Source organism: Hymenobacter aerilatus, from assembly GCF_022921095.1.
GTDB classification, from domain to species: Bacteria; Bacteroidota; Bacteroidia; order Cytophagales; family Hymenobacteraceae; genus Hymenobacter; species Hymenobacter aerilatus.
Map to the genome: position 1 here is coordinate 3,892,887 of NZ_CP095053.1, position 22,677 is coordinate 3,915,563.

The window sequence follows — 22,677 nt, forward strand, 5'->3', positions numbered from 1 at the left end:
GTTACAAGATTATGACTTTTCCCGCTTTCCCCCCGCGTATTGCCCTAATTCTATTCATGCTACTGCTAGGAGTGGCCCCAGTGGCGCGGGCACAGAAATACCGCACAGCGGCCGGTGTGCGCCTAGGCGCCGGCAACTATGGCCTTACCGTGCAGCAAAAAGTGTTTGAGAAGACAACACTGGAAGGGCTAGGCCTGGTAGGCAGCCGCGAAGTGAGTGCCACGTTGCTAGCCGAGCGTCATTTTGGCATCCTGGGTCCCAGCCTCAACTACTACCTGGGCGCGGGTGGCCACGTGGGCACGCACAAAGACGATGGCGCCTTTGGCGGTATCGATGCCATTGTGGGGCTGGAGTACAAGCTTCCTATCACCCGCTTAGTACTGTCCGCCGATTTCAAGCCTAGCGTAGAGTTCGGCTCCAGTGACTGGGCGCGTTTTCCCACGGCTATTTCGGTGCGCTATATTTTGATCAAGGAAAAGAAAACCGGCTTCCTCAATAATCTGTTCGGCGGCGACAACGACCGAAAGAAGAAGAAAAACAAACAGAAAAGCGACACTCGCCGCGGCCTGTTCGATTTTTAGTGGGCTAATACAAAGATAAAGACCGTCATACTGCGTTACGCTCAGCATGACGGTCTTTCTATTCCCCTACCCTTAGCTGCGGTGCACGCGGCCGCTGCCAGCCACGGAGCTGCTTACCTGCGGATTGCCACTCACGTACACGCTGCCCGAGCCGGCAATGCGGGCGTCCAGCGTTTTGGATGCATATACACGGGCGTTGCCGGAACCTGCAATGCGCACGCCACAGGTTTCGGCGCGCAGCTTGGTGGCCTGGATGCTGCCCGAGCCGCTGATGCTCACATTGGTGTCCGTACTAACGCCGGCCACGTTCACATTGCCGGAGCCCGAGATAGAAATATCGGTTTTGTCGGCCTGCATTTCGGGTAGCTCGATGTTGCCCGAGCCGCTGACGGACAACGCCAGCACGTGACTTTGCACATCGGTGAGGGCTTTGATGCTACCCGAGCCGCTCACGGCCAGCGCGTTGATGTCAGGCATGGTGATGTAGACGGTGATTTTGCCCTGATAGTCGCGGCCGCGGAAGTTGCTTTCTGGCTTGCGCCGGATGCGCAGACGCTTACCTTCCACTATGGTTTCGAGACGGGCCACGTCCTCCGTGCTACCCTCTACTTCCACCTTCTGGGGGCTACCCTGGCGCAGAATCACGTTGGCTGAGCCGCCCAACCCAATTTCAGAAAAAGCGCCTACCTGCCGCGTTTCGCGGGTATCGGCTAGCACCGATTGAGAAAAGAACAGAGCACATACAAACAGGCAAAAACCGATCAGCGTTTTCATGGGAGTGCGTTTAGTGGTGAGGTGTACTGTGGTAGATGTCAGAACACACGCGACAGTTGCCTGGCTTTCTTATAAATCCAGAGCGAACGTACCCTAGCCTAATTGCTACTGTTCCTACTCTCTAAAACGCCACGTGCGCACGCACAGCCAGCACGTGCACTGGGCCCCGGTCTCGGTTGTAGGCTGGGTGGAGCACAAACTGGTAATCGGGGCTAATGGTGGCGTGCTGGCGCGTGAAGTTGAAGCTGTAGTATGCCTCGCCGATGTACTCGGGACGGTAGTTGAGCCGGCCGTCGCCGATGATAAAGCCGTAGCCACCGGCCGCCAGATACTCGCGGTGCGGCTGCGAAAGGCCGTTGGCGAGCACGGCCACACCCAGACGGTCGTCGGGACGGTGCCAGCGAGAGCCAGCACTTACGGCCCCCAACGAAGCCGACCGGTCAATTTCGGTGAAAGCCCAGGTTTCGCGGCGGCCGTCGTTGTAGCTCACACGGGCAAACAGGCCCAGGTCGTCGCTGATGTGCTGCTCGGCGTTCAGCCCCACACCAGTTTTGGTGCGGCCAGCTTGGCGGGTTTGGGCAATGTCTACATCAGGCCGTTGCGTGGCCGTGCGGTAGTCGCCCATACCGGCCACCGTGCGGAAACCCAGCAGGCGCACCGTACCCACGTGGCCGCGCAGGTTGTAGATATGCGTCAGTTCTAGGGTTTCGGAGTGCGCCCGGCCGTAGTGAAAGTTGAGGGTAGGGCCGTTGGCCTCGGTGGGCGTAAGAGCAGAAGCTGCCCGAATAGCCAACTCTGGCGTCACGTATTCCAATACGCCGCTGATGGTGTAGCCACGCGTGTTGGCGGGGTAGTCCCAGGCGCCGGCGCTCATCAAGGCCCAATTAAAGAACTGCGTGCGCGGGTCATGCGAGTAGCTATTTTGGTCGAAGTAATCGGACAGACTGAACTTACCCACATTCAGCGCCAGGAAGTGGTCGGGCACGGGACCGGCCACCTGGTTGGGGCCGTCGTCGTTCACGGTCTGCGAGGTACCTTGCCGGGAGTCGCTCAGGGCCCACACCTGCCGGAAAAACAGTCGCGCCACATAGAGCTTGGGCGCGGGGTCGCCGATGCGGAAGGTTTCGCCGTTGGTGAAGCCCGCAATGCCCCGCGCCGCGCTCAGGCCACTACCACCCGCCAACTCCGGATTGAAGTAGATACTGGCACCCTTCCACAGTCGTCGGCCAATAAAAGCCGTGCTGGTAAGCGACGTTTTGGCTTTCTCGCGCGGTTGCAGGCTGAACTCGCCGGTGTAGGGTGCCGCAAAGTTGGCGTGCCACTGCGTAATCACGGTTTGCTGAAAGTGCAGGCTCCAGCCCGAGCGCTGGGTAGAATCGGGTGCGGGGCGGGCGTCGGGACCTATGGGCGGGGCAGCCGGCACGGTGCTAGTAGCTGGTGTGGTAGACTGACCAGGTACGGTTTGCGCTTGGCTAACAAAGGGCACACAAACAAGCGCCAACAACGGCAAGCGGAGCGAGGTACGCATCGGAAACGGACTATTGGGAGAAGAAAAAGTCTGCGAAGCAGCAGGCCGCTGGGTGTGGAACGCGTGAATTTTGGGCGGTATTCCCGTGCCTACCGTATCGGGGTTATGTCCCACCAGCCTGGGATAATAACTGGTATCAAAACCTACTTCACTCTCATCGTGTCCCTCCCTACCCTGTTGCTGCTTAACGTGGCCCTCACGGCCTACCTCACTGGCGTTATCTGGACGGTGCAGCTAGTCGTCTACCCTGCTTTTGCTGAGGTGGCGCCGGAGCGGTTTGCGGCATTTCACCGGCGGCACTCCACTCGCATTAGCTGGGTAGTGATGGGGCCGATGGTGGCCGAACTGGGGTTGGCCGCATGGCTAGCGTGGCAGGGGCGGACTACCCTAGGCGTGACAGGCTGGGTAGGGCTGGCGCTGGTGGTAGCCATTTGGGCGGCTACCTTTTTCGTGTCGGTGCCATTCCATGAGCGACTAGGGCAGCATGGATACAATTACGTAGCCATTGACGGACTAACCCGTACCAACTGGCTGCGCACGGTGCTGTGGACCGTACGGCTGCTGTTACTGGGGTGGCTGCTAGCCGAGTGGTTGCGTTAGGTGGCTGTGCGGCGGGATTTATCGCGTCACTTCCCTACCTTCCGCTGCCTAACTCGCCTGCTATGGTTTTCCGCTGGATCAAGTTTGCCGTTGCCTTCGTCCTCACCGTCGCCCTCACGTGGGTGCTGCATACCAGCCACGGCACGGTGCCGCCGTTTGGCAAATTTCTGAGCCCATATGTGGGCTTCTGGCGCGACGGCGAAACGGCTGCCGACTTTCCCAAGCGGCAGGAGCTGGCCCTACCCGCTCTGCAACAGCCCGTGCAAGTGCGCTTCGACGACCAGCGCGTGGCCCACGTGTTTGCCCAGAACGACCACGACCTGTACTACACGCAGGGCTACCTCACGGCCCGCGACCGACTCTGGCAAATGGACTTCATGACCCACGTAGCAGCCGGACGATTGTCGGAGATTGTGGGGCCGGAGCGCCTAGAGATGGACCGCTTTTTCCGGCGCATGGGCATGGTCTACGGCGCGCAACGCTCCCTCGACTCCATGATGGTAGACCCGCGCACCCGGCTGGCCCTCACGGCCTACTCCGATGGCGTGAATGCGTACATCACCTCCCTCAGCCCCAAAGACTACCCCTTCGAATACAAGCTCTTGAACTACGCGCCCGAGCCGTGGGAGCCCCTGAAAAGTGCGCTGTTGCTCAAGCTGATGGCCTTTGACCTGAGCGGCCGCTCCGACGATTTGCGCCTGAGCAACGCCCTGGGCAAGTACGGGCCGGAGGTGGTGAAAGACCTGTTTCCGGACTACCCGCGGCTGGAAGACCCAATTGTGCCGGTGGGCTCGCCGCGCACTTTTACGCCGGTGCCGCCCCCCCCTACCCCGGCTGGGTTTGAAGCGGCCATGTCGGGGAAGGTGCCGCAGAACGAGCCGGCGCCGGATTTGGGCTCCAACAACTTTGCGGTAGGTGCGGGCAAGTCGGCTACGGGCTACCCTATCCTGGCCAACGACCCGCACTTGCAATTAAATTTGCCCAGCATTTGGTACCAGATGCAACTGTCGGCGCCGGGTTTGAACGTGTACGGCGTGTCGATTCCGGGGGCGCCTACCCTTATCATCGGCTTTAACCAGGATGTGGCATGGGGCGTGACCAATACCGGCGCCGATGTGATGGACTGGTACCAAATCAAGTTCAAAGATGCCACCAAGCGCGAATATCAATACGCCGGGCGCTGGTTGCCGGTGCGGCGCGTAGTAGAGCGCCTCAAGATAAAAGGCCAGCCCGACCGCCTCGATACGGTGCTCTACACCCGCCACGGCCCCATTGTGTACGACCACGACGAGAAGCCCTTCTCGCCCCAAACGCCCGTACACCACGCCCTGCGCTGGACCGCGCACGACGGTGCCAATGAGGTGCTGACCTTCTACCTGCTCAATCGCGCCCACGCCTACCCCGACTACCTGGCGGCCCTCACGCACTATGGCTCGCCGGCTCAGAATTTCATTTTCGCCAGCAACCAGAAGGATATTGCCATCCGGCCCAACGGTCGTTTTCCGCTGAAGTGGAACGACCAGGGCAAGTTTATTCTGGATGGTACCGACTCGGCTTACGATTGGCACGGCTGGATTCCGGCCGCGCAGAATCCGTTGTCGCACAACCCGAAGCGGGGGTTTGTGTCGTCGGCCAACCAGACGCCGGTAGGGCCGGAGTATCCCTACTACCTGGGTTGGCAATTTTCGCTCTGGGACCGGGGGCACCGCATCAACGAGCGGCTAGCCCGCATGCGGCGCGCCACCCCCGACAGCCTGCGCCTGTTGCAGCTCGACAATTTCGGTATCAATGCCCAACTGATGCTGCCACGAATGCTGGCGTTGGTGGCGCCTACCCAGCTGAAACCCGCGGAGCAGCGCGTGTACCAAGAGTTGCAACGCTGGCGCTACAACTATGACCCCGACGAGCTGGGACCGAGCATCTACGAACTGTGGTACAACCAGCTTATCAAGCGCATTTGGGAGGATGATTTCGGCAAGCAAACCGGCCTGGAGATGCGCTACCCTAACCGCGACCGGACCAACACGCTTATTCTGCACCAGCCCAACTCGCCGTGGATCGACGATAAGCTGACGCCCGAAAAGGAAACCCTACCCGACCTGGCGTTGCAATCGTTGCGCTGGGCCACCGACTCGCTCACGCGCAAGTTTGGCCCCCTGAACGACGACTGGCACTGGGCCAACCAAAAGAGCACCGACATCTTGCACCTGGCCCAACTCCCCGGCTTCGGCCACCTAGATTTGAACGTGGGCGGCGGCGTGGGCATCGTGAATGCTATTACGGAGCGCAATGGCCCTTCGTGGCGCATGGTGGTGGCCCTGGGGCCACAGCCCAAAGCTTACGGCTTGTTTCCCGGGGGGCAAAGCGGCAACCCTGGCTCCCGCTACTACGACAACATGATTGCCCCCTGGGTGCAAGGCGAGCTGCCAGAGCTAGTGTTCTTGCAAAAACCCAACGAACGCAACGAACGAATCCGCGCCGCCTGGAAACTGACAACGAAATAAGATGGCTCTCTTTCTCCTGATTTTAGTAGTGGCCGCCGTGGCGCAGGTTTTCCTACCCTGGTGGTGCATTGTGCCCGTAGCCTTCTTGCTGGCAATGCTGGTAGGGCGCACGGGTGGCAAAGCCTTTCTGGCGGGTTTTTTTGGGGTAGGATTGGGTTGGCTGATATTGGCTATCTGGCTGAATGGGCAGAACAATAGCGTACTGGCGCGGCGCGTGGCTGAACTGCTACCCCTCAGCGGCAGTATCGCGCTGCTGCTGCTCGTAACGCTGGTAGTGGGCGGGCTGATAGGCGGCCTGGCGGCGCTATCGGGGTGCTGGTTACGGCAGGCCACATGGCCACTAAAGCCGCAGGCATCACCGGCTCCTACTGCAGAAGCAACATAGCAAAACCTAAATTTTTCTGTGGTTTCAGGCTTTACATCGCTCGCTTCAAAATCAAACGGATTTCCGCCGCTTAGCGCCGTTCATCAAACACCTGAAACTCGGCAATAGAAGGTTGGTGGTCGTAGCCTTCTATGTTCATGCGAACCTTACTACCCCACACCCGCCCGAAGCGGTGGAGCTTGATGCGGTTGCCATTGGTGCCCTTGAAAAGCGGCTGCCACGCCACGCCGTTCCAATACTCCAGTGCGTAGTTGGTGATGTTGGGCTTCTCCTCAGCCACTACAATCGTATTGAAGCCACGCTGGTTTTTGAAGTCGATTTCGTACCACGGTTGCTTCACCATTTTGTTGGATTGCCAACTGGAATGGTAGTCGTCGTCGTTGGCGAAGTCCATAATGTTCATGTCGTCGCTCCAACTGGAGTTCGCCGCTGCATTTTTAGCTAGGTTGCTGGCAATAATAGGCGGCTCTAGTGCCGACAGCTTGGTGGTAGGCCCTGTATTTTTCCAGAGCTTCCCAATTTCCTTTAGCCCCGCCAAGGCATTGTCGTCTATCAAACCGTCGCGGTTGGGTGCCACGTTCAGGATAAAGTTGCAGCTGTTTTCGTTCAAGGGCACCAGCGTTTCCTGCACCAGTTTGGCGGGGTCACGCACGGGTACGGTAGGGAAGTTGGTCTTCCAGAACCACGAGCTGTTGATGGGTAGGCACGCCAAGGACGGCATGCGCTTGCTGTCGGGCGACAAGCGTTGGCCGGCGCCCATTTCATAGGTTTTAATGTCGGTGTAGTACAGGCCCTCGGCCGGGTATTTGGCGCCATTCAGATCCATCACTAGGCACTCGGGCTGTAGGGATTTCACCAGTGTGTAAATATCCTCAAATGGCACATCGTCGTAAGAAATGCGCGACCAGGGCGCGTCCCAGCCGTCAATAATTAGCGCATCTATCTTGCCGTAGTTGGTCAGCAGCTCCGTAAGCTGTGTTTTGATCATGGCGATGTGGGCAGGAGTAATCTGATTGGGTCGCAGCTTGTGGTGGGTGTCCAGAATAGAGTAGTAGAGCATCACCTTCAACCCATTGGCCCGAAACGCATCGGCAAACTGTTTCACCACGTCCTTCTTGTACGGGCTCTGCATCACGTTGTAGTCGGTGCTTTTGGTGTCCCAGATGCAGAAGCCGCTGTGGTGTTTGGTGGTGAGGCAGCCGTAGCTCATGTTGGCCGATTTGGCCGCCTTTGCCCATTGCGTAGCGTTGAGTTTTTTCGGGTTGAACAGCGCCGGCGAAGCCTCCGGATCAGGCCAATCCTGATCCATGTAGGTCGGGATGTTGAAGTGAATGAACATACCAAAACGCAGATCCACGAACTGCTGCTGCAACTGCCCTAGATTGGGGGCACTGTTTCCGGGCGTAGCTGGCTGCGCACTAAGCAGCGCTGGCCCAACCAGACTTAACAATAGAAATACGGCAAGCAGGCAGGGGCGAAAGCGCATGATGAATAGCGTTAGGTAGAGAGAAAGGGACCGATAGGTGAGCGACTAGGTTACCGAAAAGAGTACTAACGGCAGGTCTGGGTTGCGCCGGCCTGGCACATGGCTTCTGGTTACTTCGGGTTCTTCACATTAGCCTCCTGCACATCGGACACCCATGGTTGCTGAATACCCCAGCTTTTGTTCGGGTTGTCGCTGGCCACAAACACCAAGGTACCGCCCGCCGACAGCTCTTGGTGCGTGAGCCAGTTGCGCTCTAAGGGTTTGCCGTTCAAGCGCGCGCTCTGAATGTAGCGGCGGGTAGGCGCGTAGTTTTCTACCTGCATGGTTAGCTGCTTTTTAGCCGCCATTTGCAGCTTCATTTCTCGAAACAACGGCAGGTTGAGGTAGTACACGGGCTGGCCCACGCAGGCAGGCATCAGGCCGCAGGCCGTCAGCACGTACCACGCCGACATGGCGCCCGCGTCGTCGTCCATGGTGCGGAGGTAGGCCTTGGGCTGGTTCTGGTAGATGCGGCCCACGTAGGGATCTATGCCGCGGCTGTTGTCGTTGAAGTAGTGCTGCACCACCGTATCGACGGCCAGCTGGTGCATGAGCGCCTGCGACTGCCAGGGCTGCCGGGTGGCGTTGTAGAGGGTAGGCGCTTGCAGGTCGGTTTCGTTGGCGTGGTTGTAGTAGTCGCCGCCGAAGAACGTATCGAGTTGCTGACGAAACTCCGCCTCGCCGCCTACCATCTCCTGCAAGCCTTTAATATCATAGGGCACGTTCCAGCGATACTGCCAGATGGTGCCTTGGTACATGCCGCGCGCGGGTAGGCGGTCTACGTCGGGGCGGGTCATATCCAGAAAATCTTTCTTCCAATACTGTTTGTATTCCAAAGCTTTGCGCCGGTACTGGGCGCTCAGGGTTTTGTCTTTCAGAATACCCAGGATTTCGCTCAGCGCCCACGCGTCGTACGACGACTCCAGGGCTTTATCGGGATGCGCGTAGTCGAGGCGGTCTACTTCGCGGATCAGCGAGTCGCGGATGCCGCGCAGGTCTACCCGGTAGCCTTTGCGCACGGCGTCCAGCAGCACCACAATGGCGTGCTCCGTACGCACGGTAGGCGAGGGCTCGTGCTGGGTGGCAAAGTCCTTCTTGCCGTAGCGATACAAGCCAGCTAACGACGTGGCTACGTCCTGGAACTCGGTGGGGTAGGCCAACGAAAACAACGGCAGCTGCGTGTGGTAGTTGTCCCAAATAGCCCACCCGTTGTACACCGGCCGCTTCGATTTCTGCACCGAGCCATCAGTAGCCCGGTAGCGCCCATCCAGCTCCGACACCACGTACGGCGACTGCAACGTGCGGTAGAGCAAGGAGTAAAACAGCTTTTCGCGGTCGGCATCACCTTGCACCTGCACGCGGGTGAGCAGCGCATTCCAAGCCTGGCTGGCGGCGCGGCGCACCTCCGCAAACGACGCCTGTGCCTGCTGCTGCACCGTACTCCGGGCATCGTTTACGCTCACCGAAGAAAAAGCCACGCGCACCTCCACTTCGGTGGCGCCGGTGCCGGGTAGGCGGGCTATCAGCTGATGCTCTTTAGTGGTTTCCCATTGCACGGGTTGGTTGATTTCGAGGTAGTAGTAGAGCCGGTATTTGCCCGCGCCGCAGGTAGTACCAGCCTCAATCCAGCCGGTGAGGGTAGCGTTTTGGGTGGTGTGTTCTTCCTGCTTGAAACCGTTGGCGAAGGAGTGTGCCAAGTTGAAGAACAACCCGTGGGCCGCACCGGCCGGGAAGTGGTAGCGGTGCAGACCAAAGCGCTGCCCTACCGTCAACTCAGCCCCTACCCCATTGCCAAACGTGACGCCGTAGTAGCCGGGCTCCGCTTGTTCCGTCTTTTTCAGAAGCTGGGTTTGTGCCGGATCGGCACCCAAAAAGGGCTTCACCAGCAGGTTGCCGCCCGCGCCCTGGCACCCTACCCCCTCAAACCGCGTGTGCGTGAACCCCAGGAAGGTGCGAGCCAGGTGCTCGTAGCCGGTGTGCAGATTGGGGTAGGTCTGCGGCCCCAGGCTCAGCATAGAAAATGGGTAGGAAGCTGCTGGCGACAATTGCCCGTGGTCGCCGGATGAACCCAGAAAAACATTGACCTGCTCGGTTGGCTTTTGCGCCAATACTGGCAGAGAGGAAAGAGCGAAAAAGAGCCAAAATAGGTGCTTCATGCGGGAAAATTACGCGATACAGGGTTATATACTGGTTGTCAGCTTATGGATCGAGTGGGTCGAACGGGTTGGGCTGGCGGGCCTCGGGCACCGGCAGGTAGCTGTTTTCTGTATCGGAGAGGCGTTGTAGGTCGCGGTAGGGCACATAGCCCAGCTCGCGGCGGCAGCGCTCGGCCATGTTCAGGATGTAGCGGCTCTGGCTGGCGTCGGTGACGGTCAGCACGGGCTTATCCGTGGGGAAGCCAAAGGCATAGAGCATCCGGCTAACGTTGCGCAGATTGGTTGTGGTGTGGCGGGCATGGGGCTCGATGAACACCGCCGCATCGGGCAGCCCCAGCGTTCCGACCATGTATTTCTTCATCTCCACGGCCTCGCAGAAGGGCGTCTTGTTGGGGTGCACATGCCCGCCCGACACCACCACAAACGGCGCCTGCCCCGCCCGGTAGCGCGCCGCCGCCATGCGGCACCGCAGCACACTCATCGAATCCAGCGCTACGCCGGGCTGCTCGGGCCCCATGCCCGGCACCAAGATCATGGTGTAGGGGAAACGTGCCCACTCGGTGCCGGCCACGGCGGCACGAGGAGCGGCGTTGAGGCCCGCGCCAAGCGGCTCATAGCGGGCGGCTTCGTCGCGGCCGTTCAGGCGTAGGGCGGCCAACGCAGCGCGTAGAGGCACCTCGTAAAACGAAGCGGGCGGGCGGCGTTTCTGCAACGGTAGTAGCTGTTGCTGTAGCGCCTGGGCAAACGCAGCATCCTGCCTCGGAAAGCTGATGGAGTCGATGACGGGGTAGCGCGGGCGCATGCTGGCCACGTACACCCGCAACGTGCGGTTGAGGCCCTGCGCGGCATCTTGCCAAGCCAGGCGCAACGCGGCCGTATCGAGTTGGGCGGCGTAGAGCGGGTAGCCTCCACCGGAACCAAGCAACGGCTGCACCGCCGCTTTAAACGCCTTATTGGCTAGGTATAAACGCTGTAGCTCCTGCCCGATAGCGCGAATCTCCCGCGACTTCCATACCAGCGAATCGACGTAGCGCTGCACATTGGCGGGGCGCACCGTGAGCAGCGGGTAGCTGCGTTGGGCCTGCCGTTGCGCCACGCGCTGCAACATCTTATCGGCTTGTACTATTTTTCGCAGGGGTGATTTTGCCTCCAGCAAGGCCAGCAGCGGGTAGGTTTTCGCCACAAGTACCGAGTCGGTACGCTGGGCTGGCGGCGGTGCCTGGCCGTGGCCGAAGTGGTTGAGCAGCATCAGCAGTAGCAAGGCAGAAGGTAGTCGCCACATCATCAAGAACCGTTTTTAAGTTGCGTTTCACGCCTTTCTTAGTAAGCTAAAACGTCATGCAGGGAGCTTCCCTGCATGACGTTTTAGCTTACATCAAAGATGCTTAGTTATACCCTGGATTCTGCGTCAGCTGCCCTTTGCTCAGGTTAATTTGCGACTGCGGAATAGGCCAGTATTCGTGCGTGCCTTTGATGAAGCGCGCCGTGGACATAAACGTGCGGCGGGTTTTCTCGCGGTTGAAGTGGTCGTTCATCACCTGATCGGCAATGCCCCAGCGCACCAGATCGAAGAAGCGGTGACCTTCCAGCGCCAGCTCTAGGCGGCGCTCAGTGCGTACGGCCTGGCGGGCAATGGCCGGGTCGGTCCAGGGAGCGGTGTACTCGGCCACGTTATAGGTAGCAGCGGGTGTACCGTTGGCGCTCAGTACTTTGTCATTGTTGGCCCGCCGCCGAATCTGGTTTACAATGGCGCGGGCGCCTTCCAAGTTGCCGGTTTCCACCTGGGCTTCGGCCTTCAGCAGCAGCACATCAGCTAGCCGGATGATGTCGTAGTTCAAGGCGCTCACCCACGGAAACTGGTTGAGGTAGAACGTGGAGCGGGAACTCACCATGCGCTTCTTGAAGCTGAACACGCCGTAGGTACCCGCGTCGCGGGCCCAGCTGGCAGCATACGGCGCCAGGTCCAGAAACTGAATACCGGGCCGGGCCACGGCGTGGTCGAGGCGCGGGTCTACAGAGTCAGTAGCGCCCACGTCCGACTTATCGGTTTGGGGTAGGCCGGCCGCGGTAGTTTTGAAGGCATTCACCAAGTCCTGGCTCGGCATATCGAAGCCGTACACGGGGTAGTAAGGGCCGCCGGGGTTCAGGAGGCGCTCATCCAGACTGCCCCGGAAATTGCTAGGCGTACCATCGCGGATGGAGCGCTCGATGGCAAACAGGCTCTCCGGGCCGTGCTCTTTGGTGGGGTCAAAGTTGTCGTGGTAGTTGTCGTTGAGGCGGTAGCGGCCCGAGGCCAACACCGCGTCAGCAGAGGCAATCACCTTAGGATAGTCTTTGGTGAAGGCGTAGAGCTTGGCCAGGTAGGCTGTAGCAGCGCCTTTGGTTGCGCGGCCCAGGTCGGTTTGTGTGGCGGGCAGGTTGGTTTGGGCCAGCAGGAAGTCGTTTTCGATGTTCTTCCACAGCTGCGCGTCCGAGAGGTTGTTCGGAATGTCATATTCCGTAATCTCCCGCGCCGTTTCGTCTACCCAGGGTATGCGGTTATAGATCTTTTTCAGATCGAAATAGTAGTGGCCGCGCAGCAGGTGCAGCTCACCCAGCCGAATCTTTTTCAGGTCTTCGCTCATGCCCGCAAACCCATTCACGGCCCGAATGGCGCGGTTGGCGCGGGCAATGCCCTCGTAGCAGGCACGCCACTTCCGGTCCACATCAATGATGTTGGAGTTCGTGAGGAAAATCTCCATCAGGTGCATGCCGTTCTGGTCGCCTACCCCGCCGCCGCCTTTGTAGGCGTCGTCCGACACCACATCGCCAAACGTCCAGTTGGTACCGGGCGAGTTGAAGGCATTGTTAGCGTCGTCAATCTGTCCGCCCAGCGGTGCGTAGGCAGCCGTGATGAGGGCTTCCACCGCGGCCAGATTGTTCAGGTCCGTAGAGGAAAGGCTGGCCCGAGGCTGTTCGTCCAGGAAATCTTTATTGCAGCTAGCCAGCGAAGTTGCCAGGGCCAGCAGGAGTACTTTATTTTTCATGACAAAGGAAAGGAGCGTGGAAGGTTAGAACCGGGCGTTGATGCCGAACAGCACCCCACGGGGCTGCGGGTAGTAGCCACGGTCCACGTTCTGGTCGAGGTTGCGGTCCACGGCGCTGTAGTTTTGCAGATTCACCTCGGGGTCCATGCCCGTGTATTTGGTGATGGTGAAGAGGTTCTGCGCCTGCACGTACACCCGCACGCTGCTGGCCCGAATGGCCGAGGTCCAGGCAGCTGGGATGGTGTAGCCCAGCTGAATGTTTTTCAGGCGAGCGTAGGAGCCATTCTCAACGAAGTAGGTAGAAGGCCGTAGCTCGTCGTTGGAGTTGGTTTTGCTGAGTTGGGGCAGCGAAGCTCCGGGGTTCTCGGGCGTCCAGGAGTCCAGGATGCGCGTGCTTTTGTTGAAGGGGTCGAAGGCAAAATCAGTGTTGTACTTGCTGAAGTTGTAAATATCGATGCCCTGCACCCCTTGGATGAAGAAGCTCAGATCGAGGTTTTTGTACGCAGCGTTGAAGTTGATGCCATAGGTCAAGTCAGGCTGAGGCTTGCCAATCTGCTGTTGGTCCTGCTCGTTCACGGTGCCGTCGCCGTTCAGGTCCTGGTAGCGCCAGCGGCCCACGGCTTTGCCGCGCTGGGCCGGCGCCGCGTCTACCTCGGCCTGGTTCTGGAAGATGCCATCCACCACGTAGCCGTAGAAATACGCCACCGGCTTGCCTACCTCCGTGCGCGAGAGCGACAGGCCCCGCGTGAGGTTGTTGCTCACGTAGCCCGGAATGAAGAGGTTGCCCTCGCCCAACGACAGCACCTTGTTGCGTATCACCGACCCGTTGGCCGACACGCCCCAATGAAAGTCCTTGCTGGCATCGCTCTGGTAGCTGGCCTGGAACTCCAGGCCACGGTTGCGAATGCGGCCGGCGTTTTCGTAGGGCACCAGCACCTCACCCGCCAGGGCCGGGCGCGGCACACGCACCAGCACATCTTTGGTTACTTTATCGAAGAAGTCAACGCCGAAATTCAAACGGTTGCCCAGCACACCGAAGTCCAGTCCAATATCGGTTTGAGTGGAAGTTTCCCACTTCAGGTTGGGGTTGCCAATGGCGCGGGCCGTGTAGCCGGTTTGCACCGTACCGTTGCTACCCGTGATGGGGTAATTGGTGTTGGTAGGGCTGATGCCGTAGATATCGAAGGCCGGGTAGTTACCGATTTCTTGGTTGCCGCTCTGCCCCCACGAGGCGCGCAGCTTCAGGTTGCTCAGCCAGTTCACGTCTTTCAAGAACGCCTCCTCCGACAAGCGCCAGCCCGCCGAGAAAGCCGGGAATACGGCGTAGCGGTTGTTGCTGGGGAAGCGGCTGGAGCCGTCGCGGCGCACCGAGGCCGAGGCCAGGTACTTGCCGGCAAAGTTATAGTCGAGGCGGCCGAACTGCGAGAACAAGGCCCAGGCCGAGCCGGTGCCGCTGTTGGTTTGCAGGCCCTGGCCCGCATCGAGGTAGCGGAAGTTGGGGTCGCTGATCAGGAAGTTTTCCCGGTAGGCCGCAAAGCCTTCGTTGGTATTCTGGATGGCTTCCGTACCCACCACCGCGGCCAGATTATGCTTTCCAAAGTCGCGGCTGTAGCGCGCAATGTTGGTCCACGTCCAGTTGATGGTATAGGCGTTGTTGACGTTCAGGTTGGCAATGGGGTTGTTGGCGATGCCCTCGGTGTAGCTCGGCGAAAAGCCCCGGAAGTTGCTCGACAGGTAGTCGATGCCGATGGACGAGCGCACGAACAGGTTGTTGAGTACTTCCAGCTCGGCGTAGGCGTTGCCCAGGGCGCGCAGGTTACGGGTGGCGTTGTCGCGGTTGTTGTAGAGGGCGCGCAGCGGGTTGCCGGCGTCGCCCAGGCCCGCAGCCGGACCGGCAAAGTTGCCGTTCTCGTCGCGCACGGGCACAATGGAGGGTAGGCGGTATGCGTCGTAGATGATGCCGCCATTCACAGCGTTGGAACCCGCCTGCACCGAGCGGGAGTAACTAGCCGTGAAGTTCTCCCCTACCTTCAGCCGCTTCAGCACCGTGTATTCGGTGTTTACGCGTAGCGACACGCGTTTGAAACCCGTGTAATCCAGGATACCATCCTGCCCAAAGTAAGTGAGGTTGATGGCATGGCGGCTGGTTTCGCTCCCGCCCGACAAGCCCAGCGAGTAGTTCTGGATAGGCGCCGTGCGGAAGATGGTTTTAAACCAGTTGGTGCCGGCCACGTTGGCTCGAACATCGGGGTTGCGCTGCAAAAACTCGGGCAACACGGGTTGCGCGCCATTGCCATACTGCGGGTGGGTAGGCGTTTGGCCGCTGTTGCGCTGGGCATCGAACTCCAGCTGCGCCAACTGGGTAGGCGACACCATGTTGGGCAGGTTGTACACCGATTGCAGCCCGTAGTAAGAATCGAAAGTCAGTTGCGTCTTGCCCGATTTGCCTTGCTTGGTGATGATAACCACGACGCCGTTGGAAGCCCGCGCCCCGTAGATAGCTGTAGAAGAAGCATCCTTCAACACCTGCAACGACTCAATATCATTGGGGTTCAGTTGGTTGATACCGTTCTTAGTAGGCACACCGTCGATGATATACAGCGGGTCGCTGTCGCCGAGCGTGCCCAGTCCGCGCACCCGCACCACGGCACCGCCGCCAGGTGCGCCATCGGTACTTACCTGCACGCCGGCCACCTGGCCTTGCAGCAGCTTTTCGGGGCTGGCCACGGGGAAGTTCCTTACCCGATCCAGTGGCAGCACGCCCACGGCGCCGGTTACGTCTTTGGCTTCCTGCGTGGTGTAGCCTACTACTACTACCTGATCCAGCGCGGTGGTGCTTTCGCGCATCGTTATGGCCAGGGTAGTCTGGTCGCCTACGCGCACTTCCTGGTTTTCGTAGCCAATAAAGGAGAACACCAGCGTGGGCTGTCCTACCTCATCGGGAATAGTGAGCTGGAAGTTACCCGTGGCATCCGTCACGGTACCTTGCGTGGTACCTTTCAAGGAGATAGACACACCCGGCAAGGCTTGCCCATTGGTGTCCTTCACCTGTCCTTGAATGGCGCGGGCCACCACGGCTGCGGGACGCACGGCATGGGTGGCAGTGAGCAGGATGGGCTTGGCCGTGGCGAGTGTGGTCCAGCTTAGCGCCAGCGCTACCCCGGTTAGGTAATAGGGCCGGCGGCGTCCGGCAAGTTTGGGTAGGGAGTGTTGCATGCAGGGAAAGGGTTTTGGTGGTGGAAGAAAGCAGCTGCGCAACCTGTAGGAAAGCGTGCGCCTACCTAGAATTGATAAATGCGCACCCAACATCAGTCTGCGAATAGCAGCTATAAGTTGCACGATTATATCCAGTAAGTGCGCCGCCGATTTGGTTGCTGGTTGGTTGCCACGTGTTGGCCACTACCGCACTACTGGCTGTAGACAGCCCGCTCTTGCGTGTTCACTTTGTCTCTACAGCTGCCTGGTTGGCTATTGGCGGCACAAAAAAAGCCTGTTTGGTTTTCGTTATTGTTCCCAGCATGTTACCAAACTATTACCATGACTTATAAGCGTAGTTCTGCTTCTAGCATGCTCGCATCAAGAAACTGTACAACTATTTGATATTCAAATCCTAAATTATTACTTGACGCTACACTATCTTTCGCCCGTATGAAGCAGAAAATACTACTCTTCCTGCTGCTTGGCCTGGGCTACCACGCCGCCGCCCAAACGGGCTGCACCGACCCGCGGGCCACCAACTTTGCTCCCGCCGCTACCCGCAACGACGGCTCTTGCCGCTACGCTGCCACTACGACTGCCCTACCCAGCCGCGCTACCCTACCCGCAGAGGTGAACGAAACCTCCGGCCTGGTGTACACTAATCAGCAGTTGTGGACGCTCAACGACAGCGGCAACGAGCCCGTGCTTTACCGTCTCGATGCGGCCACTGGCGCCGTACAGCAGCGCGTGCGCATCAGCAACTTCCCCAATGTAGACTGGGAAGACCTCATCGCCGATGACCGGTACCTGTACATCGGCGACTTCGGCAACAACGCCGGCAACCGGCGCGATTTGCGCGTGCTGCGCGTCCCAAAAGCGGCCATTGGTACGGCGTCCGAGGTAACGGTGGCGGCAGAGGCCATTGCGTTTTCCTACCCCCAGCAAACCAACTTTCAGCCCGTCGTCAATCAGCATAATTTCGATGCCGAGGCCTTTTTCGTCGCCAACGACTCGCTCCACATTTTCACGAAGAACTGGGCCGATCAGCAAACCAGCTACTATACCGTTCCGGCCGCACCGGGCACCTACGCGGCCCGCTACCGCGCTACCTTCAACGTGAATGGCCTCGTGACCGGGGCCGCGCTCAACACTGCGGGCACCGAGGCCGCCCTGCTGGGCTACACTACTACAGGCGCCGCATTTGTGTGGCTGCTGTTTGATTTTCCGGCGGGGCACGTGCTGCAAGGCAACAAGCGCCGCCTGGAGTTGCCATCGGCCTTGCTGGTAGGGCAGGTAGAAGCTCTTACGTTCACGGGCCGCTATTCGGTGCTGGTTTCTAATGAGCGCTTTCTCACGTTGCCACCCCGCCTGTATGCGCTCGGCCTCAGCGAGTGGCTGGCACCAGTGGCTACCACCAGCAGCCAGGTGGCCGGAGCGGCCCAATTTGCCTTGTACCCCAACCCGGCGCGCCACGTGCTGCGTGTACAAACGCTGGCCCTTACCCGCGAGGACGCCCAACTTACGCTGCATGACCCCAATGGCCGTCTTGTACTAACGACGAAACTGCACGCCCGCAATCAGACCCACGAGTTGAACCTCGCGCAGCTGGCGCCCGGCTTGTACTTCGCGCGCATCGTCTCGGCACACGCTACCTACTCGCAAACTATATTGATTGAGTAGCGGCTACCTACCCCCAGCTCACCTCGCTTGATGCGCGACATCCTCCAGGGGCAGGTTCTTAAAACAAAACGTCATCCCAACCAGTGGCCAGGATGACGCTTTTAGCAACAACTATTCTACCCCTTAATACTGCGCAATGAATGCGTACGCGGCCAGTGTGTAAGCCGCTGCGGCAGAGAAATGGTTAGCGCCTTCGATGGGGCGTAGCTCCACTTGGGTAGCGCCGCGGGCGCGCATAGCTTTGTAGGCGTCTTCAGAATTGAAAAACGGCACGTAGTCATCGGCGGTGCCGTGGAACAGGGCCACGGGGGCGGCGGGCTTCCAGTCGTAGATGTCGTTGTCGGTGAGGGTAGCGGCCAGGGGCGCGTCGTTGCCGCTGAGCACTGCGTCGCGGAAAGCGGTAGTAAAGAGCTGGCTGGGCAGCCCAGGCACAGCACTGAACTGATCGGCCTTGAGCTGCGCAGCGTAAGGTGCTTTATAATAGTAGTCGAACGGCCGGTTCAGCTTATACACCCGGTCGTAGGTGCTCAGCACCCACACATAAGTACTCAAGAAATTCAGGCGTTGGTTGCTACTGAGGATGTAGCGCGCAAAGGCCGATTTGTGGTAGGCACCCGCGCCCGGCGCGCTGGCCGTCACGGTAAACTCCTGGCTGTTTTTCTCCTCGATAAGCTTATGCAGGGCCATGGTGGCAAAGCCCCCCTCGGAATAGCCCACCAGGAAGTTTTTGTCGTTGCGCTGGATTTTCTGCTGGGCGCAGAACTCTCGCGCGGCTCGCAGCATATCCAACGAGGCAGAGGCCAAAGAAGCTGCATGCTCGTAGGGGTGCGGCAGATTTTTACTGGCCCCGTAGCCAATGTAATCAGGGGCCGCCACAATGTAGCCTGTAGAAGCCAGCACCGACACCGCCGAGTACACCTCGCTGCTGGGGCTGTAGTAAGAAGGCGCGTGGTCTTCGTCGGCGGGGCGTAGGGTGCCGTGCTGGTAGCTGAGCAGCGGCAGGGCCACGGGGGCCGTGGGCACCAGCAGCGCCCCGGAGGCCGTAACAGTCTGGCCATCGGTATTCTGGGTGGTGTAGGTGAGTCGGTATACCTTGATAGGGTACTTGGCCAACGCCCCCACCAGCGGCACCTGCGCCACACGCCCCGCCAGGGTTTGTACGCTATACTCACCAATGAGCTTGCTGCCAACCAGATGTGTGGCGGCAGCCGGGGCCTCGGGGGTGTCGGTGGAAGTGGTGGGGGTAGGCGAATCGGAATTACAGCTGGCGGCAGCACCAGCCCCTAGCACAACGCCGAGAAAACCAGTGAGCCACGCCAAACGGGTAGCAAGCTTAGGAAAACGCACGATAGAAATAGAATGAATGGAAGGTCATTGTATAACACCATGGCCGCCGAAAAATTCGATTTCACCGACTATCTGAATCACGGATTCGCTCGGATTTTTCGGATTAGTCGGATTTCGTGGACGAGCCTTTCCCAAGGGTGAAGCCCTGGGCTAATCAGTGGAAAGAAGCAGATAGCAATAAATAACGCTACGTAACCCAGGGCTTCAGCCCTGGGGAAGGTTGAATGATAATCGTCCACGAAATCCGACTAATCCGAAAAATCCGAGCGAATCCGTGATTCAGACAACATATCTAAAAAATTAGTTGTATAACTAAAATATTAGTTATACCTTCCTCTCCTTAACCACTGCTTATGGAAAATTTACCTGAACTCACCCGCGCTGAGGAGCAAGTCATGCAAGTGCTGTGGCAGCGGGGGCCGTCGTTTGTGAAGGACGTGCTGCCGGAACTGCCCGCGCCTACCCCGGCCTATACCACAGTGTCTACTATCATCCGCATTCTGGAGCAGAAGGGCTTTGTGGGGCACGAGGCCTTTGGGCGCACGCATCGCTACTACGCTCTGGTGGCGCAGGATGCCTACCGGCGCTTTTCGCTTACCAAGCTGCTGGGCGGCTATTTCGGTGGGTCGTTCAGCCGGTTGGTGAGCTTTTTTGCCCAGGAAGAAAACCTGGATGCCCGGCAACTCGATGAGCTGCTGCGCCACGCCCAGCAGGACCTACCCCCTACCCCAACCGACTCGCGCGATGACGACGACCCAACCACTTAACTGGCTTCTGCTGAGCACTCTCACGCTAGGCGTGCTGTGGCTGCTCTACCACGTAGCGTTGCGCCGCGAGCGGTGCTTTCAATACAACCGCACGCTGCTTCTGCTAGCTCCGCTGCTGGCAGTCTTGCTACCCTTGGCCCACCTGCCTGCGGCCTGGCTTCCAGCGGCCTCCACAGCCCAGACACCCCTGCGCCTGCTGTTGCCGGCCGTCACGGTAGGCGCTTCGGCTACCAGTGCCTCCGCTACGCCGCTGCTGTTTTGGGTGTTGCTACTATATGGTGCCGGTGTGGGTTTGCTGTTGGGTAGGCTGGGCTGGCAACTGCTGATGCTCTGGCGCTTCACGCGCACCCTACCCACCGAGCAGCATGCAGACTACACGTTGCGTCGCACCAGCGGCCTGCGCCCTACTGGTTCCTTTGGCCGGACTGTGTACTGGGACGATACCGCGCCACTTTCCGCCGCCGAGGCCGCCCAAGTGCTGCGCCACGAGCTGGTGCACGTGCGTCAGCGTCACACCCTCGACCGGCTCTGGCTGCGCGTGTGGCAGGCGCTACTTTGGCCCAACCTCTTTGTGCATCTGCTCCCCCGCGCCCTCGATCTCACCCACGAGTACCTCGCCGACGCCGCCGTGACACCCGCTACTTCTATGGAATACATCCGCCTGCTGGCCCGCCAAGCTACTGGCTGGCTAGGGCAGGCCCCTACCCTCGCGCATTCCTTTTTTTCATCTTCCACCTTAACCCGTATTGCCATGCTGAACCATTCGTCTATACCTCGCCGCTGGAAGCAGTGGCTCGCTCTGCCTGTGTGTGCTGCACTGTTGTTTGTAGTTGCTTGTGAGAAGAATACGCCGGCTGATGAGGCTGCGCTTTCACAGACTGCTACTCAGGCCTCTTCCATGCCAGTGCCCCCCCCGCCGCCACCGCCTATGATTGATGGGAAATATTTTACAATTGACTCAAAGGGTGATAAACTGTATCACTATGTCGAACAAATGCCAGAGCCACAAGGCGGTATAGGTGGCTTATTGAAATATATTGGCGAAAACATTCGGTATCCAGAAGCTGCTATAGCACAGCGCATAGAGGGCAAAGTATTTGTCAGCTTCACTGTCACCAAAGACGGCAGTATAGAAGATGTGCATCTTATGAAAGGGATTCAGCAAAAATTGACTGTCAAGCCAGTAAAGGGTGAGTCTCCCTTAGTCACTACTGTCACCACGCCACCTATGCTGGCGATGAATGAGGAGGCGTTGCGCGTCGTCAAAGAACTGCCTCGCTGGACACCCGGCAAGCAAGAAGGTAAGCCAGTAAATGTGTCCTTCACTATTCCAGTCACTTATGTTTTGGAGAAGTAATTAGTCGCCCGCTACCCTATCTGCGCACGCAGGGTAGCGGGCATTTTTCCTACCTCCCGGAACGTCCTTTCGGCCCGGCGCGTATCTTTAGCTTCCACATCACTTGAGGATTCGCGCGTCTGTGGCTTCTATTCGGCTTTTTCGTCTTTTGCCTACCCGCTGGTGCTGCGCGGTAGTGTTGTTACTACTCAGCGTTAGCTGCTCGTCGCCGCAGGAGAAGCGGCCGCAGCCTACCCCCGCCGAGCTGGCGCGTGCCCGGCAGCAGCAGTTGCACCAAGATTCGTTGCGGGCCGATTCCGTTGCCAAAGTACACGGCGAGTTGCCCGGCGCCATCCTGCCCGATTCGCGTATTGTGGCCTACTATGGCAACCCTCTGCACAAGCGCATGGGTATCTTAGGCGAGTATCCGGCCGATGAGATGCTGCGCCGCCTCGACGCCCAAATAGAAGAGTGGGAAGCCGCCGACCCCAAGCGCCCCGTGCGCCCAGCTTTGCACCTCACCGCCATTATCGCCCAGCGCGACTCCGGTGCTGATGGCAAGTACCGCGCCCCCCTACCCGACAGTACCATCCGGCGCATGATAGCGCTGGGCCAACAACAGCACGCCCTGGTGTTTCTGGATGTGCAAGTGGGCCTAAGCACCCTACCCGAAGAGCTACCCCGCCTGGCACCCTACCTGCGCCTACCCTTCGTGCACCTGGGCATCGACCCGGAGTTCTCGATGAAATCGGGCCGGCGGCCGGGCACGGAAGTAGGCGAGTTTGATGCCCAGGACGTGAACTATGCCCGCCGCTTTCTGGCTGATATCGTGAGCGAATACCAACTGCCGCCCAAAGTGCTGGTGGTGCACCGCTTCCGCCAGGATATGGTGACCAACTACCAGGACATTAAAACCGACCCGCGCGTGCAGATTGTGATGGACATGGACGGCTGGGGCACGCCCAAAATCAAGCGCGGCTCCTACCGCAAGTTCATCAAGCAGCAACCCGTGGAGTTTGCCGGCTTCAAGCTGTTCTACAAAAACGACCGGCGCCCCGGCTCCCGCCTCATGACCCCCGCCGAAGTAGCCGCCCTGGACCCAAAGCCGCTGTATATTCAGTATCAGTAAAGGGTGAAGTTGTGAGTTTGTGAAATGGTGAATTAAAAAAGGTTGTGTCATCCTGAACGCAGTGAAGGACCTTCTCACGCTAGAACGAGTCGTTGTTACGAGTATCGTTCACATGTGATAAGGTCCTTCACTGCGTTCAGG

General features: G+C 59.2%; 16 protein-coding genes. 8 read left to right on the top strand and 8 right to left on the bottom strand.

The features are described from left to right. Positions 1–11 precede the first annotated feature (11 nt). Positions 12–581, top strand: a complete 570-nt coding sequence (locus tag MUN82_RS16335; RefSeq protein ID WP_245092165.1) for a hypothetical protein — start codon at positions 12–14, stop codon at positions 579–581. Positions 582–653: 72 nt separating this feature from the next. On the opposite strand, the gene MUN82_RS16340 is transcribed toward MUN82_RS16335, so the two are convergent. Both MUN82_RS16340 and MUN82_RS16345 read right to left on the bottom strand, forming a co-directional pair. Next, entirely contained in the window at positions 654–1,355 is a 702-nt protein-coding gene (locus MUN82_RS16340; protein WP_245092167.1) for a head GIN domain-containing protein, read from the bottom strand. Positions 1,356–1,476: 121 nt separating this feature from the next. Next, on the bottom strand, positions 1,477–2,997 hold the full coding sequence (locus MUN82_RS16345; RefSeq protein ID WP_245092169.1) for a carbohydrate porin: 1,521 nt from the start codon (positions 2,995–2,997) through the stop codon (positions 1,477–1,479). Here MUN82_RS16345 and MUN82_RS16350 point away from each other — a divergent pair. The 3 genes from MUN82_RS16350 to MUN82_RS16360 all read left to right on the top strand — a co-directional run bounded on the left by MUN82_RS16350 (position 2,989) and on the right by MUN82_RS16360 (position 6,372). Further along, positions 2,989–3,483: a hypothetical protein gene (locus MUN82_RS16350; protein WP_245092171.1), complete on the top strand. Its 495-nt coding sequence runs from the start codon at positions 2,989–2,991 to the stop codon at positions 3,481–3,483. The two genes, MUN82_RS16345 and MUN82_RS16350, sit on opposite strands and share 9 nt — an antisense overlap. 62 nt (positions 3,484–3,545) lie before the next feature. Continuing rightward, entirely contained in the window at positions 3,546–5,987 is a 2,442-nt protein-coding gene (locus tag MUN82_RS16355) for a penicillin acylase family protein (RefSeq protein ID WP_245092173.1), read from the top strand. A gap of 1 nt (position 5,988) precedes the next feature. Beyond that, the gene (locus tag MUN82_RS16360; RefSeq protein ID WP_245092175.1) at positions 5,989–6,372 is read left to right on the top strand and encodes a hypothetical protein; all 384 of its coding nucleotides are present in this window, start codon (positions 5,989–5,991) and stop codon (positions 6,370–6,372) included. Positions 6,373–6,442: 70 nt separating this feature from the next. On the opposite strand, the gene MUN82_RS16365 is transcribed toward MUN82_RS16360, so the two are convergent. The 5 genes from MUN82_RS16365 to MUN82_RS16385 form a co-directional block, all read right to left on the bottom strand. After that, complete coding sequence (locus MUN82_RS16365; protein WP_245092177.1) at positions 6,443–7,858, bottom strand: alpha-L-fucosidase; 1,416 nt, start codon at positions 7,856–7,858, stop codon at positions 6,443–6,445. Between the two features lie 110 nt (positions 7,859–7,968). Beyond that, positions 7,969–10,053 (bottom strand): glycoside hydrolase domain-containing protein, encoded by a 2,085-nt coding sequence (locus MUN82_RS16370; RefSeq protein WP_245092179.1) that lies wholly within the window; start codon positions 10,051–10,053, stop codon positions 7,969–7,971. Positions 10,054–10,096: 43 nt separating this feature from the next. Next, positions 10,097–11,338, bottom strand: coding sequence for a YdcF family protein (locus tag MUN82_RS16375; protein WP_245092181.1), 1,242 nt, complete (start codon positions 11,336–11,338; stop codon positions 10,097–10,099). 100 nt (positions 11,339–11,438) lie between these two features. Then, positions 11,439–13,079: a RagB/SusD family nutrient uptake outer membrane protein gene (locus tag MUN82_RS16380; protein ID WP_245092183.1), complete on the bottom strand. Its 1,641-nt coding sequence runs from the start codon at positions 13,077–13,079 to the stop codon at positions 11,439–11,441. Between the two features lie 24 nt (positions 13,080–13,103). After that, positions 13,104–16,295, bottom strand: coding sequence for a SusC/RagA family TonB-linked outer membrane protein (locus tag MUN82_RS16385; protein ID WP_245092185.1), 3,192 nt, complete (start codon positions 16,293–16,295; stop codon positions 13,104–13,106). A 432-nt stretch (positions 16,296–16,727) separates the two neighbouring features. On the opposite strand from MUN82_RS16385, the gene MUN82_RS16390 reads away from it, so the two are divergent. After that, a complete protein-coding gene (locus tag MUN82_RS16390) occupies positions 16,728–17,957 on the top strand; it encodes a T9SS type A sorting domain-containing protein (protein ID WP_245092187.1) in 1,230 nt (409 codons plus the stop codon). 123 nt (positions 17,958–18,080) lie between these two features. Here MUN82_RS16390 and MUN82_RS16395 read toward each other — a convergent pair whose 3' ends face one another. Further along, positions 18,081–19,304, bottom strand: a complete 1,224-nt coding sequence (locus MUN82_RS16395) for an alpha/beta hydrolase family protein (protein WP_245092189.1) — start codon at positions 19,302–19,304, stop codon at positions 18,081–18,083. A gap of 353 nt (positions 19,305–19,657) precedes the next feature. Between MUN82_RS16395 and MUN82_RS16400 the strand changes: the two genes are divergently transcribed. From MUN82_RS16400 to MUN82_RS16410, 3 genes are all read left to right on the top strand, one after another. Then, positions 19,658–20,071 carry a BlaI/MecI/CopY family transcriptional regulator gene (locus MUN82_RS16400; protein WP_245092190.1) on the top strand — a complete coding sequence of 138 codons (414 nt, stop codon included), beginning with the start codon at positions 19,658–19,660 and terminating at the stop codon, positions 20,069–20,071. Next, a complete protein-coding gene (locus MUN82_RS16405; RefSeq protein WP_245092191.1) occupies positions 20,049–21,428 on the top strand; it encodes a TonB family protein in 1,380 nt (459 codons plus the stop codon). The genes MUN82_RS16400 and MUN82_RS16405 overlap by 23 nt, the downstream gene beginning before the upstream one ends. Before the next feature lie 148 nt (positions 21,429–21,576). Next, complete coding sequence (locus MUN82_RS16410) at positions 21,577–22,536, top strand: hypothetical protein (RefSeq protein ID WP_245092192.1); 960 nt, start codon at positions 21,577–21,579, stop codon at positions 22,534–22,536. Positions 22,537–22,677: the final 141 nt, after the last annotated feature.